The sequence below is a fragment of the Serratia sp. UGAL515B_01 genome (assembly GCF_033095805.1).
Classification (GTDB): domain Bacteria; phylum Pseudomonadota; class Gammaproteobacteria; order Enterobacterales; family Enterobacteriaceae; genus Chania.
This window is the reverse complement of record NZ_CP109901.1, coordinates 1213729-1227863: the sequence shown is the minus strand read 5'-3', so window position 1 is coordinate 1227863 and position 14135 is coordinate 1213729. Positions and strand designations below refer to the sequence as shown.

General features: G+C 48.5%; 14 protein-coding genes. 6 read left to right on the top strand and 8 right to left on the bottom strand.

The annotated features are described in order from the left end of the window. The first annotated feature begins 1 nt into the window (after position 1). On the top strand, positions 2-1012 hold the full coding sequence (locus OK023_RS05720; RefSeq protein ID WP_317695767.1) for an NAD(P)-dependent oxidoreductase: 1011 nt from the start codon (positions 2-4) through the stop codon (positions 1010-1012). Here the strand turns inward: OK023_RS05720 and OK023_RS05715 are convergent, their stop codons facing one another. Beyond that, on the bottom strand, positions 1013-1849 hold the full coding sequence (locus OK023_RS05715) for an N-acetylmuramoyl-L-alanine amidase (protein WP_317695764.1): 837 nt from the start codon (positions 1847-1849) through the stop codon (positions 1013-1015). A gap of 362 nt (positions 1850-2211) precedes the next feature. On the opposite strand from OK023_RS05715, the gene artP reads away from it, so the two are divergent. The 5 genes from artP (at position 2212) to OK023_RS05690 (ending at position 6154) form a co-directional block, all read left to right on the top strand. Next, a complete protein-coding gene (gene artP / locus OK023_RS05710) occupies positions 2212-2940 on the top strand; it encodes an arginine ABC transporter ATP-binding protein ArtP (protein ID WP_317697513.1) in 729 nt (242 codons plus the stop codon). 30 nt (positions 2941-2970) lie between these two features. Further along, complete coding sequence (gene artJ / locus OK023_RS05705; protein WP_317695761.1) at positions 2971-3702, top strand: arginine ABC transporter substrate-binding protein; 732 nt, start codon at positions 2971-2973, stop codon at positions 3700-3702. A 9-nt stretch (positions 3703-3711) separates the two neighbouring features. Next, positions 3712-4428: an arginine ABC transporter permease ArtQ gene (gene artQ, locus OK023_RS05700; RefSeq protein ID WP_317695758.1), complete on the top strand. Its 717-nt coding sequence runs from the start codon at positions 3712-3714 to the stop codon at positions 4426-4428. Further along, entirely contained in the window at positions 4428-5096 is a 669-nt protein-coding gene (artM, locus tag OK023_RS05695) for an arginine ABC transporter permease ArtM (RefSeq protein WP_317695756.1), read from the top strand. Before artQ ends, artM begins: the two co-directional genes overlap by 1 nt. Positions 5097-5419: 323 nt before the next feature. Then, positions 5420-6154 (top strand): arginine ABC transporter substrate-binding protein, encoded by a 735-nt coding sequence (locus OK023_RS05690; RefSeq protein WP_317695753.1) that lies wholly within the window; start codon positions 5420-5422, stop codon positions 6152-6154. A 45-nt stretch (positions 6155-6199) separates the two neighbouring features. Here the strand turns inward: OK023_RS05690 and rlmC are convergent, their stop codons facing one another. From rlmC to rimK, 7 genes are all read right to left on the bottom strand, one after another. Then, a complete protein-coding gene (gene rlmC / locus OK023_RS05685; RefSeq protein WP_317695752.1) occupies positions 6200-7327 on the bottom strand; it encodes a 23S rRNA (uracil(747)-C(5))-methyltransferase RlmC in 1128 nt (375 codons plus the stop codon). Positions 7328-7462: 135 nt separating this feature from the next. Then, entirely contained in the window at positions 7463-8308 is an 846-nt protein-coding gene (gene potI / locus OK023_RS05680; protein ID WP_317695750.1) for a putrescine ABC transporter permease PotI, read from the bottom strand. Then, on the bottom strand, positions 8305-9267 hold the full coding sequence (gene potH, locus OK023_RS05675; RefSeq protein WP_317697510.1) for a putrescine ABC transporter permease PotH: 963 nt from the start codon (positions 9265-9267) through the stop codon (positions 8305-8307). Before potH ends, potI begins: the two co-directional genes overlap by 4 nt. 24 nt (positions 9268-9291) lie before the next feature. Beyond that, entirely contained in the window at positions 9292-10410 is a 1119-nt protein-coding gene (gene potG, locus OK023_RS05670) for a putrescine ABC transporter ATP-binding subunit PotG (RefSeq protein ID WP_317695748.1), read from the bottom strand. A gap of 529 nt (positions 10411-10939) precedes the next feature. After that, on the bottom strand, positions 10940-12049 hold the full coding sequence (gene potF / locus OK023_RS05665; protein ID WP_317695746.1) for a spermidine/putrescine ABC transporter substrate-binding protein PotF: 1110 nt from the start codon (positions 12047-12049) through the stop codon (positions 10940-10942). Positions 12050-12437: 388 nt separating this feature from the next. Next, entirely contained in the window at positions 12438-12920 is a 483-nt protein-coding gene (locus OK023_RS05660; RefSeq protein WP_317695745.1) for a YbjN domain-containing protein, read from the bottom strand. A gap of 185 nt (positions 12921-13105) precedes the next feature. Next, complete coding sequence (gene rimK, locus OK023_RS05655) at positions 13106-14008, bottom strand: 30S ribosomal protein S6--L-glutamate ligase (RefSeq protein WP_317695743.1); 903 nt, start codon at positions 14006-14008, stop codon at positions 13106-13108. Positions 14009-14135: the final 127 nt, after the last annotated feature.

The following is a 14135-nucleotide window of genomic DNA, read 5'->3' as shown; positions in this document are numbered from 1 at the left end:
TATGAAGATATTGATCACTGGAGCAACCAGTGGATTAGGCCGTAGTGCCGTTGAATATCTCCGCCGCCAGGGCATAAAAGTGCGTGCGACCGGCAGTAATCAGGCAATGGGCCATTTACTGCAAAAGATGGGGGCGGAATTCATTCATGCCGATCTCACCAACCTAGTCTCTTCGCAAGCAAAAGCCCTGTTAGTGGACGTAGACGTACTATGGCACTGTTCCAGCTTTACCTCCCCCTGGGGGTCACAAGAGGCTTTCGAGCTGGCGAATGTTCGCGCCACACGGCGCTTGGGGGAATGGGCGACAGCGTACGGCGTCGCACAATTTATTCATATTTCTTCACCCGCGATTTACTTTGACTACCACCATCGGCGTAATGTGGATGAGGACTTCCGCCCGGTGCGCTATGCCAATGAGTTCGCGCGCAGTAAAGCGGCAGGGGAACAAGTCATTCAGCAACTGGCACTATCAAACCCACAAACTCATTTCACTATTTTACGCCCTCAGGGGCTATTTGGACCACACGATAAAATACTGTTACCGCGGCTGCTACAGATGATCAAACAGAATGGCAGTTTATTACTACCTCGCGGAGGCGCAGCCTTGGTAGACATGACCTATCTGGAAAATGCAGTACATGCAATGTGGTTGGCGACCTTGAAGAAAGAGACTCCATCAGGCCAAGCTTACAATATCACCAACCAACAGGCTTGCCCGCTTCGCAACATCGTCCAACAATTGCTAGACGAACTGGGAATAAAGTGCCGGATCCGTTCAGTACCTTATCCGATGCTCGATATGATCGCTCGCGGTATGGAAAAATTGAGCAGCAAAAGTGGTAAAGAGCCCATGCTTACCCACTATGGCGTTGCTAAACTCAATTTCGACCTCACGCTTGACATTACGCGCGCACAACAGGCCTTGGATTACAAACCGTTGGTCTCATTGGAAGAAGGTATCAGCCGTACCGCCCATTGGCTGAAAGAACACGGTAAATTGAACGGATTATAATCAACGCATCGCACCATACTTGCTCAATAGTGCATCAATAATAGCTTCACTCTCAGCATCCGGCTCACCGCGGTAATCGCGGGGCCGGAAATGCATTTGAAACGCAATCAGCAAATTCCTTTGCTGTTTCGAATCCCATGAGGGATCGACAGCGTAGCCATAACGCGCCAGTTTTGACAATATACGAGCTATTGGAACCGGAGCATGTTTATCTCGCCCAGCCAGATAATGCTGGACCTCATCTTGGCCTGGCCAGGCACCAATCCCCTCCTGAGCCAGTTTTTGCCACGGAAATAGCGGTCCCGGGTCTTGTTTTCGCTGTGGAGCAATATCACTGTGTCCAACCACATCCACAGGTTGAATATCGTAACGCTTTACGATGTCGCGACTCAGTTGGATCAGTAACGCGATTTGCTCAGGGGAATAAGGCTGCCAATGTGTGTTAAGCAGTGTGTTGCTAAACCCTTGGTTAACGATTTCAATACCGATCGACGTATCGTTAAGATGAGTACGCCCACGCCAGCTGCTGCCCCCTGCATGCCAGGCGCGCATTGCCTCTGGCACCAATTGATAAACCAGTGGTTTACCGTCTTGTGATACCGGCTGAACAGGTAGTAAATAGTGGGCGCTGACGTGTTCTTCGGTCAGCGTTCTCAGCGAAGTCTGAAAGTCTACCGCTGTATAATGTATTACTAGAAACCGAATGCGCTGGTCGACTCCTTGAGCCTGGTGCAAGGTTTCTAATCGATAGCTTCCCCGATCAACAGTGGTGCTATGTTGAAGGCTTTGACAACCCGTGAGCAGTACAATTGCGGCGAGCCATATCCTCTTAGTCACAAGGTTATCCCCACTAATTTGCGAGCCCTTTTAAGGCTGAATGAAAAATAAAATCAATACATTGGTGAGATTCAGCAACCAACTTTACCAACGAATCTTTAGTACAATAACTGCCAGTGGGCCAGATACATTGATTGCCAACAAATTACCTTTACTCCGTTCAAAAAACAGTCTGTATGAGAAAATTATCTACCAATATCGTACGATGCATGACAAATCATCAACCAAGCTGTGATTAACAGAGTTTTACCCTATTTTTACCCCATTATGTCGTACAGTAATAAATTTCAACTCACAAAGATTGCATAAGTATTCTGTGGAAGTTACCATTTGCGGCATCAATGTCTATTCAATTCCAGCGCATGAGTATTCAACTAAAAGATATCAATTGCTTCTACGGCGCGCACCAAGCGCTTTTTAACATCACACTGGATTGTCCTGCTGGGGAAACTCTCGTGCTGCTTGGCCCAAGCGGTGCAGGTAAAAGCTCACTGCTGCGAGTGCTCAATCTGCTCGAAATGCCACGTTCAGGAAACCTTCACATCGCTGGCAATCGGTTCGACTTCAAGCATATACCAGGGGAAAAAGCCATCCGCGAGCTACGTCAGAATGTGGGTATGGTTTTCCAACAGTACAATCTTTGGCCACATCTCACCGTGGTACAGAACCTGATTGAAGCTCCCTGCCGCGTACTTGGCTTAAGCAAGGGACAAGCTATGGAACGTGCTGACAAGTTACTCAAGCGTCTGCGTTTGACCGACTTCGCCGATCGCTTCCCATTACACCTTTCTGGTGGCCAACAGCAACGCGTCGCTATCGCACGCGCGCTGATGATGGAACCCCAAGTATTGCTGTTTGATGAGCCTACGGCGGCGCTCGATCCGGAAATCACCGCCCAGATTGTCAGCATCATCCGAGAATTGGCGGGTACCGGGATCACTCAGGTGATCGTCACACATGAAGTTGAGGTTGCACGCAAAACCGCAAGCCGTGTGGTATACATGGAAAACGGTCATGTTGTGGAACAGGGCGATGCCAGCCACTTTGTTCAACCGCAAACGACAGAGTTTGCTAATTATCTGTCTCATTAATATTTTTTGTTGTCTTTAGGGGAGTTTGCGATGAAAAAACTAATAATCGCCGCCATTCTGTCTGGCATCAGCGTTTCCACCTCCGCTGCCGAAACCATTCGTTTCGCAACCGAAGCCTCTTATCCTCCGTTTGAGTTTATTGGCGCGGATAACAAAATACAGGGCTTTGATATCGATCTGGCCAAAGCCCTCTGTAAAGAGATACAGGCTGACTGTACATTTACCAATCAGGCCTTCGATAGTCTGATCCCGAGCCTGAAGTTCAAACGCTTCGACGCAGTGATATCCGGTATGGATATCACCCCAGAACGTGAAAAGCAGGTGTTGTTTACCAAGCCTTACTATGACAACTCGGCACTGTTCATTGCAGGAAAAGGCAAAGTAGCCAATATTGACGCGCTAAAAGGAAAAAAAGTCGGTGTGCAAAACGGTACGACACACCAAAAATTCCTTACTGACAAACACCCGGAAATCACTACTGCCCCCTACGACAGCTACCAGAACGCAATTCTGGACCTTAAAAATGGTCGTATCGATGCCGTCTTCGGTGATACCGCCGTGGTCAATGAATGGCTAAAGCAAAACAACACGTTGGCGGCTGTCGGCGACAAAGTGACAGATAAAGGCTATTTCGGTTCAGGTCTGGGCATTGCCGTACGCCAGCAAAATACTCAACTGCAGAGCAAGTTCAATGTCGCTCTGGAGCAAATCAAACAGGATGGGACATACGAAACCATCTACAAAAAATGGTTTCAGCAGTAATCATCATCCATGAATGAAATCCAATCTTTAACAAGTGCCGCCGGGATGACCGTCGGCCTTGCCGTTTGTTCCCTGGTCCTTGGGCTGATCCTGGCAATGCTGTTTGCTGTCTGGGAGTCATCTCGCTGGAAGATAGTCAGTTGGCTCGGAACCGCTTGGGTAACCCTGCTACGCGGTTTACCAGAAATTCTGGTGGTGCTGTTTATCTATTTCGGGTCTTCACAGCTGTTATTGGTGCTATCCGATGGTTTTACCGTGAATTTGGGCTTGTTCCAACTTCCAGTAAAGTTGGCTATCGATAATTTCGAGGTCAGCCCATTCCTGTGTGGCGTTATCGCTCTAGCATTGCTCTACTCAGCATATGCTTCGCAAACGCTGCGCGGAGCACTGAAGGCAGTACCACAAGGCCAATGGGAGTCAGGCCAGGCTCTAGGCCTGACTAAAGCAGCTATCTTCTTCCGTTTGATCATGCCGCAAATGTGGCGCCACGCCTTACCCGGCCTGGGTAACCAGTGGCTCGTATTGCTGAAAGACACAGCTCTGGTTTCATTAATCAGCGTTAACGATGTGATGTTACAAACCAAAAGTATCGCCACGCGTACTCAGGAACCTTTTACTTGGTATGTGATTGCCGCAGTGATTTACCTACTTGTCACATTGTTAAGCCAGTACATTCTCAAACGGATCGAACTCCATACGACGCGTTTTGAACGGGGGCCATCCTGATGCTTGAGTTCCTGCCTGAAATCATCAAGGGACTGCACACCAGCTTAACACTCACGATAGCTGCGCTAATTGTTGCGTTGTTCTTGTCATTATTGCTGACGGTTATCCTGACGCTAAAAACGCCCATACTGACACCACTGGTGAAGATCTACATTACGCTGTTTACTGGCACGCCATTGCTGGTACAGATCTTCTTGATTTACTACGGTCCCGGCCAGTTCCCAGCGATCCGTGAGTATCCGTGGTTGTGGGAACTGCTTTCACAGCCATGGCTATGCGCCATGATTGCTTTGGCACTCAATAGTACCGCTTACACCACGCTGTTGTTTCATGGTGCGGTACGTGCGATCCCGGCTGGCCAGTGGCAATCTTGTGAAGCATTGGGTATGTCACGAAAGCAAACGCTACGTATTCTACTGCCATTCGCCTTCAAGCGTGCCTTGTCTTCTTATTCTAACGAGGTGGTACTGGTATTCAAAAGTACCTCTCTGGCGTACACCATTACACTGATCGAAGTGATGGGTTACAGCCAGTTGATGTATGGCCGTACCTATGACGTAATGGTATTCGGTGCAGCGGGTATCGTTTATCTATGCGTTAATGGCCTACTAACGTTACTGATGCGCCTGGTTGAACACCGCGCACTGGCCTTTGAACGTCGGAACTAGGCTCTGTGTCCCTTGAATTGTATGCGGCGTTCATCTACGCCCAGAGCGAGACGTAAGCAGTTTAGTGGGGTCCAATAAGCAGCGAGCGACGCAGCACAATGCACACACATGGCTCAGGCCTAAGCCATACCCTCAAGACTCAGCCCTGCCTAGTGCAGGGCTTTTTAATTGCCAAAATAAATTTATAATCATTTTTATTGAATATTAATGCACTAAATGGCATGGTTAGTACCACTGCCACTCACGATGCCTTTGGGTTATTATCAGTAAAATCAAACAGTGGTGAGACTAAAAATATAAATTTTCCAACAGGAGCAGTACGCATGAAAAAACTCTTATTGGCCGCCACCATTATGGCCGGGGTGACCTTTAACGTAGCAGCAGCAGACAGTATCCGTTTCGCTTCATCAGCCACTTACCCCCCGTTCGAATCTCTTGATGCCAACAACCAGATCGTTGGCTTCGATATCGACCTGGCCAAAGCCTTGTGTAAGCAGATGCAAGCAGACTGTACCTTCACCAATCAGGCGTTTGACAGCCTGATCGCCGCATTGAAATTCAAAAAATATGACGCGGTGATTTCAGGTATGGACATCACCCCTGAGCGCAGTAAGCAGGTTACCTTTACCCAACCCTATTATGCCAACTCTGCAATTGTGATTGCGCAGAAAGGAAAATTCACTTCGTTAGCTGACTTGAAAGGCAAAAAGCTCGGTATGGAAAATGGCACCACCCACCAGAAATACATGCAGGACAAGCATCCTGAAATCAACACGGTATCCTATGACAGCTACCAGAATGCCATTCTTGAACTGAAAAATGGCCGCATTGAGGGTGTATTCGGCGATACCGCAGTGGTCAATGAATGGTTGAAAAGCAATCCTGATCTGGCTCCAGTTGGTGAGCACGTTACTGATGCCCAATATTTTGGTACTGGTTTAGGTATTGCAGTGCGTCAGGATAATCAGGCCTTGCTGACCAAGCTGAATGCCGCATTGGAGGCTATCAAAGCCGATGGGACTTACCAAGCCATCAACGATAAATGGTTCCCTCAGTAAGTCAGCTTGTCGCCTCTTCATCAAAGAGAGGCGACACGTGCGGAATTATTTGCGTACCAGCAGCGTCAATACTTCGTAATGTGCTGTATGTGGGAACATATCGAACAACTGAACCCGTTCAATACGGTAACCGGGCAGCATGGTAATATCTTTCGCCATGCTGTCTGCACTACAACTTGAGTAAAGGATATAGCCAGGCGCCATACGATTAAGATAATCACACAAATCGCGGCCAATTCCCCGACGCGGTGGATTAACCAGAATCAGGTCGGGCACCTTTCCTTCTGCGATGGCAAAACGCGTGGAATCCAACGCGTGAAAATCAACGTGTTGCAAGCCCAAACGTTGAGCTGACTGCCTGGCGCAGGCGATTGCTTCGGCGCTAATTTCAATACCCGTGAGTAAGGTTTGTGGCTGGGCACAATGAAGACCAAATCCTCCTACGCCACAGAAAAGATCCCACATACTGGCAATACCCAATGCCTGTACCCAATCTTGGGCTGTAGCGTACAGCTGGCTTGCTACCTTTGGGTTGGTCTGAAAGAAACTCTGTGGGCGGATATAGAGCGGTATCTGATTGAATTGTTCTTCCAACGCCTGCAATTCAGTGAGTGGAATTTCACGCTCACCTTCCATAATCGCCATATGCACAGGCTGAATATTGGCCGAAATGACTCTCAATTGAGGCAACTGTTCTTGTAGCCATGGCAAAGCAGTACGTAACTGTGCCAGTTTACTCTCGGAACGAAGCACAAAACGCAGCATGATGCCGCCGCTAAAGGTGCTTTCCGTTAAAAGGAGATACTTCAGTTCCCCTCGCTTGCGTGCCACGTTATAGGGGGTTAGCCCGGCACGGGGAATAAAGCGTTTTAATACGTCAAATACGTTTTCAAAGCTAGTGGGATATAGCGGGCAAGCACACAAGTCCACCGGGGTGCCATCACGGTGCAACATGCCGAGTAGCGGGCGTTCTACACTACCGCTGACCACCATTTTTGCTTTGTTGCGGAATGCGCTTTCCTCACCCGTAACAGGTGCCAGCCATTGCACATCGTGGTGTGCTAGCAGCAGTGATTGCAAGTTGTGCTGTTTTTCTGCCAGTTGCTGTGAATAGGTTTTTTTCAGCCACTGACAAGAACGACAACATCCTGCCGAGTACAAAGCGCAATGCATGAATATTAACCGTTGGGGTATAATGATAAGTGTGGGCGCAAATTCTACCATCTTGCGCCCACAAAAGCTTACTTATGACCCAGTAAAAAAGTCGATTACTGCAGGATAAATAAAGCCGGTCCGGTCTAACGCTATTTAACTACGAGCAGCCCGTTGCAGCTCACGCAACCGTTGTTTTTCCGCTCGCGCCATAAACCACCAGGCAATAAAACCAATGATGCCTACCACCAGCAAAATCAGTGTTGCCAAAGCATTAATTTCTGGATTTACCCCCATCCGCACGCTGGAGAAAACTAACATCGGCAATGTTGTTGCTCCAGGGCCGGCGACAAAGCTAGCGATCACCAGATCGTCCAACGAAAGCGTAAACGCCAGCATCCAGCCAGAAATCAATGCCGGCGCAATCATTGGCAACGTGATCACAAAAAACACTTTCAGCGGCGTTGCCCCCAGATCCATTGCGGCTTCTTCGATAGAACGGTCTAACTCACGCAGACGTGAACTTATCACCACTGAAACATAGGCCGTACAAAAAGTGACATGTGCCAGCCAGATGGTGAACATTCCGCGTTCTGATGGCCAACCGAAAGCATGCCCCATCGCCACAAAAAGCAGCAATAGCGACAGGCCGGTAATGACGTCCGGCATCACCAAAGGGGCGGTCAGCATAAAAGCAAATCCCGTCGAGCCTCGGAAGCGGCCAAAGCGCACCATCACCACGGCGGCAATAGTACCCAAGATCACCGCCGCCGTGGCGGATGCCGCAGCGATGGTCAAACTCAGGCCAACGGCACTGATCATGGCTGAATCGTTAAACAACTCGATATACCAGCGTATTGACCAACCTGCCCAGACGGTAACCAGCTTGGAACTGTTAAACGAGTAAATAACCAGCATCAGCATGGGGGCATAAAGGAAGGTGAAACCTACCACAAGAATCGCTATACGCCATGGTGAGCGCACTACCGGCAAGTTGTTCATCCCTGCCCTCCCATTTCTTTGTTCTGGTGTTTGTGGAACCAGATGATCGGTATTATCAATAGCAACAGCATCACAGTCGCAACCGCCGAGGCAACCGGCCAGTCTCGGTTATTAAAGAACTCTTGCCAAAGTACGCGGCCAATCATGATGCTGTCTGGCCCACCAAGCAATTCTGGGATCACAAACTCTCCTACGGCCGGGATGAATACCAACATCGAACCGGCAATTATGCCGCCACGCGTCAGGGGGACGATCACGCTGAAGAAAGTTTTAATCGGTTTAGCACCCAGATCGAGAGCGGCCTCAACCAGTGAATAATCTAGCCGAGTCAGCGCGGTATAAATCGGTAACACCATAAATGGCAGGTAGGAATAGACGATGCCGATATAAACCGCCAGATCGGTCCGCAAGATCACCAACGGGTGATCGATCACACCTAACCACATCAGAACGTTATTGAGTACGCCGTTATTACTCAATATGCCCATCCAGGCATAAACGCGGATCAGAAAAGAGGTCCACGATGGCAAGATCACGAGTAACAGCAGAATATTACGTGTCGACGATTTGCTATGCGCTACAGCCCACGCTAACGGATAACCAATGACAAGACAGCACAGTGTCGACACCGCCGCAATCTGTAAGGATTTCAGGTATGCATCAATATAGAGGGGATCTTCAGTCAACAACAGATAGTTGGCAAAGTTCAGTGCAATATCGAGCTTACCATCAGCCCAACTGATCAGATCGGTATACGGCGGCACTGCCAGCGCCAATTCAGACAGACTGATCCTGAATACAATCAGGAAAGGCAGCATAAACAGCAGCACCAGCCACAAATAGGGAAGTGCAATCACCAGTTTACGGCCATGCGCCATCTGCAAACGCTGGATAAACGCCTTAAGTGAGCCTATTGATCTAACCGGAGGTGCCGGCACGCGTTCAGAAAGCAATTTCATCATTGTTACCCCTTACTTTCTCAACTACACCGTCAAGACGACACAGCTGTCAGTTTCCCAACACAGGCGGACTTCATCACCCCAGGTTGGCATCCCTTTACGGAAACGATGGCCGTTTTGCAACTGAGCACTGATCATTTGCCCGCTAAGCAGCTTTACATGGTAAATAGACAGATCGCCCAGATAAGCAATGTTGACGACTTCACCAATGGCAAAGTTACAACCGTCTTCCGGCAATTCTTCGCACAACATGATCTTTTCCGGCCTCAATGCAACCTGGATAGGAACACCATCCACAACGGAAGCATCGGGGTCCACCTTAAGCGCATGGCGCAAACCGGGGCTTTGCAAGATTAAGGCATCATCTCGTCGTTCTTGCAGTACACAGTCGAACACATTGACTGAACCGATAAATTCAGCACTGAAACGGCTGTTAGGGTGCTCGTAAATCTCTTCGGGTTCACCAATTTGCACAAACTTACCACGATTCATGATGGCAATACGCCCCGCCATGGTCATGGCTTCTTCCTGATCGTGGGTGACCATTACGCAAGTCACACCAACACGTTCTAAAATATCGACCACTTCCAGTTGCATACGGTCACGCAGCTTCTTATCCAGTGCGCCCATCGGTTCATCCAGCAACAACAGTTTTGGCCGTTTAGCCAGACTGCGAGCCAAAGCGACACGCTGGCGCTGACCACCTGAAAGTTGATGCGGTTTACGTTTGGCGTATTCCTCCATATGCACTAGAGAGAGCATCTCTGTGACACGCTCGTTGATTTCTGTACGCGGCATTTTGTCCTGCTTCAAGCCAAACGCGATATTCTGCTCCACTGTCATGTGGGGGAATAACGCATAGGACTGAAACATCATGTTGACTGGGCGTTGGTAAGGCGGCACATGAGACATATCTTGCCCATCAAGAACAATTTGCCCTTCTGTAGGCTGTTCAAAACCTGCCAGCATGCGTAACAGCGTTGATTTGCCACAACCTGAAGGCCCGAGCAGCGCAAAGATTTCACCTTTGTAAATAGTCAGGCTAACGTCTTCAACAGCGTTCTGACCATCAAAGGTTTTAGTAAGGTTACGAATTTCCAACAGAGGGGTGAAAACCTTCTGCGACTTGGCTTGAGAATTCAATCGGGGTGCTCTCCGGCTAAAGCAGTAAAACAACCATAGCAACTGCCATGGTCCCAAACGGCAAACACAGGGGGAAAAACCGCCTGATGATTATTATTATAGTAGGCTGTGCTCTTTAATTGCACGCCAGTGCTGCTGGCCACTAAAAGCCTGTCTTTCTATGCTGTCGCGCTTAAACAGAGGGCCTGACGGGCTTTTGGGTCAGCGAAGGTAGCACGGCAATTAAGTGGCACACCCCATTACCCGAAACCATTAAATGGCTCCGAAAAATCCAATGATGCTTTAAGTTGTATATACGTTAGCTTTGTTATTCGGCCCCATCACTTAAACTTAGTAAATGCTTGGAACTCTGTGGCATCGCCACGTTGTTGCAGCTTGATTTATTCGTGGCATAACACGGCTGTATCCCTTAATTGCACCGCAACGCGTGAGCGTACAATTAAGAGACACAGCCTGATAACTTTAATACACCGATGGGCAGCACACGCATGTAGCCGACCCAACTACAACCTGAAAAGGGTTGGACAAATCACTTCCCACTTCTGACCTTAGTCCAGGCGCGGGTAATGACACGATCCATTTTCGGCGATTGTACATTTAACGAATACAGCTTGGCACGAACATCCGCAGGAGGATAAACATTCGGGTTATCACGCACCTCAGGTTTTACCAGTGGCGTTGCGTCTTTAACCGCATTCGCATAAAAGACGTGGCTACTAATGTCTGCAATAACGTCCGGCTTCAACAGGAAATTCAAAAACTGATAGGCAGCATCTTTGTTCTTGGCATCTGCTGGCATCGCAAACATATCAAAATAGGCAAGCGCGCCTTCTTTTGGAATGGAATAAGCCACATTTACGCCGTTCTTCGCCTCTTTGGCACGGGTAGCAGCTTGCATCACATCGCCCGACCAGCCGATAGCCACGCAGATATCGCCATTGGCCAGATCGTTAATGTACTGGGAAGAGTGAAAGTAACGGATATTCGGACGCAGCTTCATTAATAGCTCATTGGCAGCACCAGTGTAATCTTCAGCATTGCTACTGTTTGGATCTTTACCCAGATAGTGCAAAACGGTGGCATAAACTTCACTAGGCGCATCCAGGAAGGAAACACCACAGCTTTTGAGTTTTTCCAGATTCTCTGGTTTGAGGATCAGATCCCAGCTGTCAACAGGTGCATCTTTACCAAGCACCGCTTTGACTTTATCGACGTTATAGCCGATACCGGTCGTCACCATCATGTAGGGGATACCGAATTTATTGTCCTTGTCGTTATGAGCTACCAGCTGCAACATTTCAGGATCAAGGTTTTTGTAGTTAGGTATCTTGCTCTTGTCTAAAGGTTCAAAAATACCGGCTTTAGACTGACGCTCAAGGAAGTTAGATGAAGGCACAACCAAGTCGTAACCGGTACTACTCGCCATCAATTTGCCTTCCAATACTTCATTGGAGTCAAAGACGTCATACACCACTTTAATTCCCGTTTCTTTCTGGAATCTGGCAAGTGTATCCGGCGCAATATAATCGGACCAATTGTAGATATGCAGCGTATTGTCTGCTGCAGACGCGGTGACAGATGCAGCCATCAGCACACCGGCAACAACACCCGATAACCACTTTTTACCTTGGGTGACCATCCGTAACTTCCTCCAAAAACAAAGGGTATCCATAAGTGATACAAAATCGTAAACCAGAGCAGCACAGGGTGGCCGCGTGACTAAAGGATTATTTCATTGATTATGTTCACTTTTCCCAGTTACCTGACTCAAATTGCAACAAACAGATGCGTGAGCCTTTGGCAGCATCAGCAGCATAACCGGAGTTGCCAGGGTGTACCAGCCTCTAGGGTAAAAAACGCCTTTATATCGATTATTTATGTATGAGTTCTTTATGTGGCACGCCAGCAACGCCACAAATACAGAATAATATATGGCAAAAAAAGCAAATATTCAGCACATCTTATTATCCGTTAAAATAAGTACAGCATGCGACTGAAACTCTCGCACCAACAAAGTAAAACGGGGATTAATGCAACATCGTTTGGCTTGCCGATGGTGTAGCGGGGTTATCCTCTTCGTCGCCGATAAACAGCAGATCGTTCGCTCTGGCTTCCAGTATGACCATCGATATCTGCTCTTCGCTTTGCTGCATGAAGTGGACAAACTGTTCATAAGCAACCCCAACTGCCGTACTCAGTGACTGACAAACGATCAGCTTAGGCAGGTTATCATCTTGAATATCTACGAATGCTTTAATGGTCAGTGAACTGGCGTTAATTTGGCTAAGATCTGCCACCAAGGGGATCAATGCTGTGGGTTTCACCTCAGCCAGCGCAGAAAACAGGAGCACGTTATCAACCAAATCGATCTTGGCATCGAATACACCCTCGAAGTTTTGCATATGGGGCAGATGCAATGCCTGGCAAGAATCACATTCAAAAAATGAGATCCCCAATTGGTCCAGCCAACGTCGTAATAACGCCAAATCAGGGACGGTAAGCGAACCCATAAATTACCAGCCTCACAGGATTTAATCCGTAAAAAGGCCCATAGCTTACGGAATATTCAACCGATATGCCATGACCAAAGCTATCAGGTAAACTGATTAGACATTTTTGATGCATCATCTGGCGATAAAGAATAGCGCAAACCGAAGACGGGCCGCTGCCAGAATATACTCAGATAACCGCATTGCTATCCCCCCGATTTAAGACGAAAACCAGGTCGGCCTCGTTGTTCAATATATTCAATCATCATTCCTGCAATATCCAACCCGGTCGTCGTTTCTACACCTTCCAAGCCAGGAGAAGCATTGACTTCCATCACAAGCGGACCGCGATCGGCGCGCAGAATATCGACACCAGCCACATCCAATCCAAGAGCTGCAACCGCCTTGATAGCCATAGCACGCTCCTTGCCAGTAATATGTACTTTACACGCCGTACCACCACGATGCAGATTCGAACGAAATTCGCCGGGCTTTGCCTGCCGCTCGATGGCGGCCACAACCCGTTCACCGATCACCAGACAACGAATATCACTTCCCTGAGCTTCGCGGATATATTCCTGCACCAGAATATGGGCATTCAGGCCACGGAATGCATCTATCACACTCTCCGCCGCCTGGCGAGTTTCTGCCAGGACTACTCCGATCCCCTGAGTTCCTTCGACCAGTTTAACGACTAATGGCGCGCCACCTACCAGCTCAATCAAATCGCCGGTATCATCCGGTGAATGGGCAAAACCAGTAATTGGTAACGCGATCCCCTGACGTGCGAGCAGTTGCAGTGAGCGCAATTTATCACGAGCACGAGTAATGGCGACAGATTCATTCAGCGGATAGCTGCCAACAAGTTCAAACTGGCGCAGTACGGCATTACCGTAAAAAGTCATAGCTGTACCGATTCGCGGGATCACCGCATCATAACGTTCCAGCTTGCGGCCACGGTAATGAATGGTCGGTTCTGCTGGATTAATGTTCATGTAACAAGAGAGCGGATCGATAATATCAATACGATGCCCACGCTGTTCCGCAGCCTCCCGCAATCTTTTACAGGAGTACAATGACGCGTCGCGCGAAAGAATGGCAATTTTCACTCATTATCCCTAAAAGCATTAATCACCTGCAATCGCAGGCATTCATCCAAGGCTATATAGACGCTAGGATTTAGTTGGCTTCAATCATCCCTGCCACTTGATTTACCAAGCTTCTGGGAATTCGCTC

Bases quoted from the DNA above. Each gene is read 5' to 3' on its own strand.
- OK023_RS05690 (WP_317695753.1), top strand. From the start codon at position 5,420: ATGAAAAAACTCTTATTGGCCGCCACCATTATGGCCGGGGTGACCTTT.
- potF (WP_317695746.1), bottom strand. From the start codon at position 12,049: ATGGTCACCCAAGGTAAAAAGTGGTTATCGGGTGTTGTTGCCGGTGTG.
- OK023_RS05720 (WP_317695767.1), top strand. From the start codon at position 2: ATGAAGATATTGATCACTGGAGCAACCAGTGGATTAGGCCGTAGTGCC.
- potI (WP_317695750.1), bottom strand. From the start codon at position 8,308: ATGAACAACTTGCCGGTAGTGCGCTCACCATGGCGTATAGCGATTCTT.
- artM (WP_317695756.1), top strand. From the start codon at position 4,428: ATGCTTGAGTTCCTGCCTGAAATCATCAAGGGACTGCACACCAGCTTA.
- rlmC (WP_317695752.1), bottom strand. From the start codon at position 7,327: ATGCATTGCGCTTTGTACTCGGCAGGATGTTGTCGTTCTTGTCAGTGG.
- artQ (WP_317695758.1), top strand. From the start codon at position 3,712: ATGAATGAAATCCAATCTTTAACAAGTGCCGCCGGGATGACCGTCGGC.
- potH (WP_317697510.1), bottom strand. From the start codon at position 9,267: ATGAAATTGCTTTCTGAACGCGTGCCGGCACCTCCGGTTAGATCAATA.
- artJ (WP_317695761.1), top strand. From the start codon at position 2,971: ATGAAAAAACTAATAATCGCCGCCATTCTGTCTGGCATCAGCGTTTCC.
- OK023_RS05660 (WP_317695745.1), bottom strand. From the start codon at position 12,920: ATGGGTTCGCTTACCGTCCCTGATTTGGCGTTATTACGACGTTGGCTG.
- artP (WP_317697513.1), top strand. From the start codon at position 2,212: ATGAGTATTCAACTAAAAGATATCAATTGCTTCTACGGCGCGCACCAA.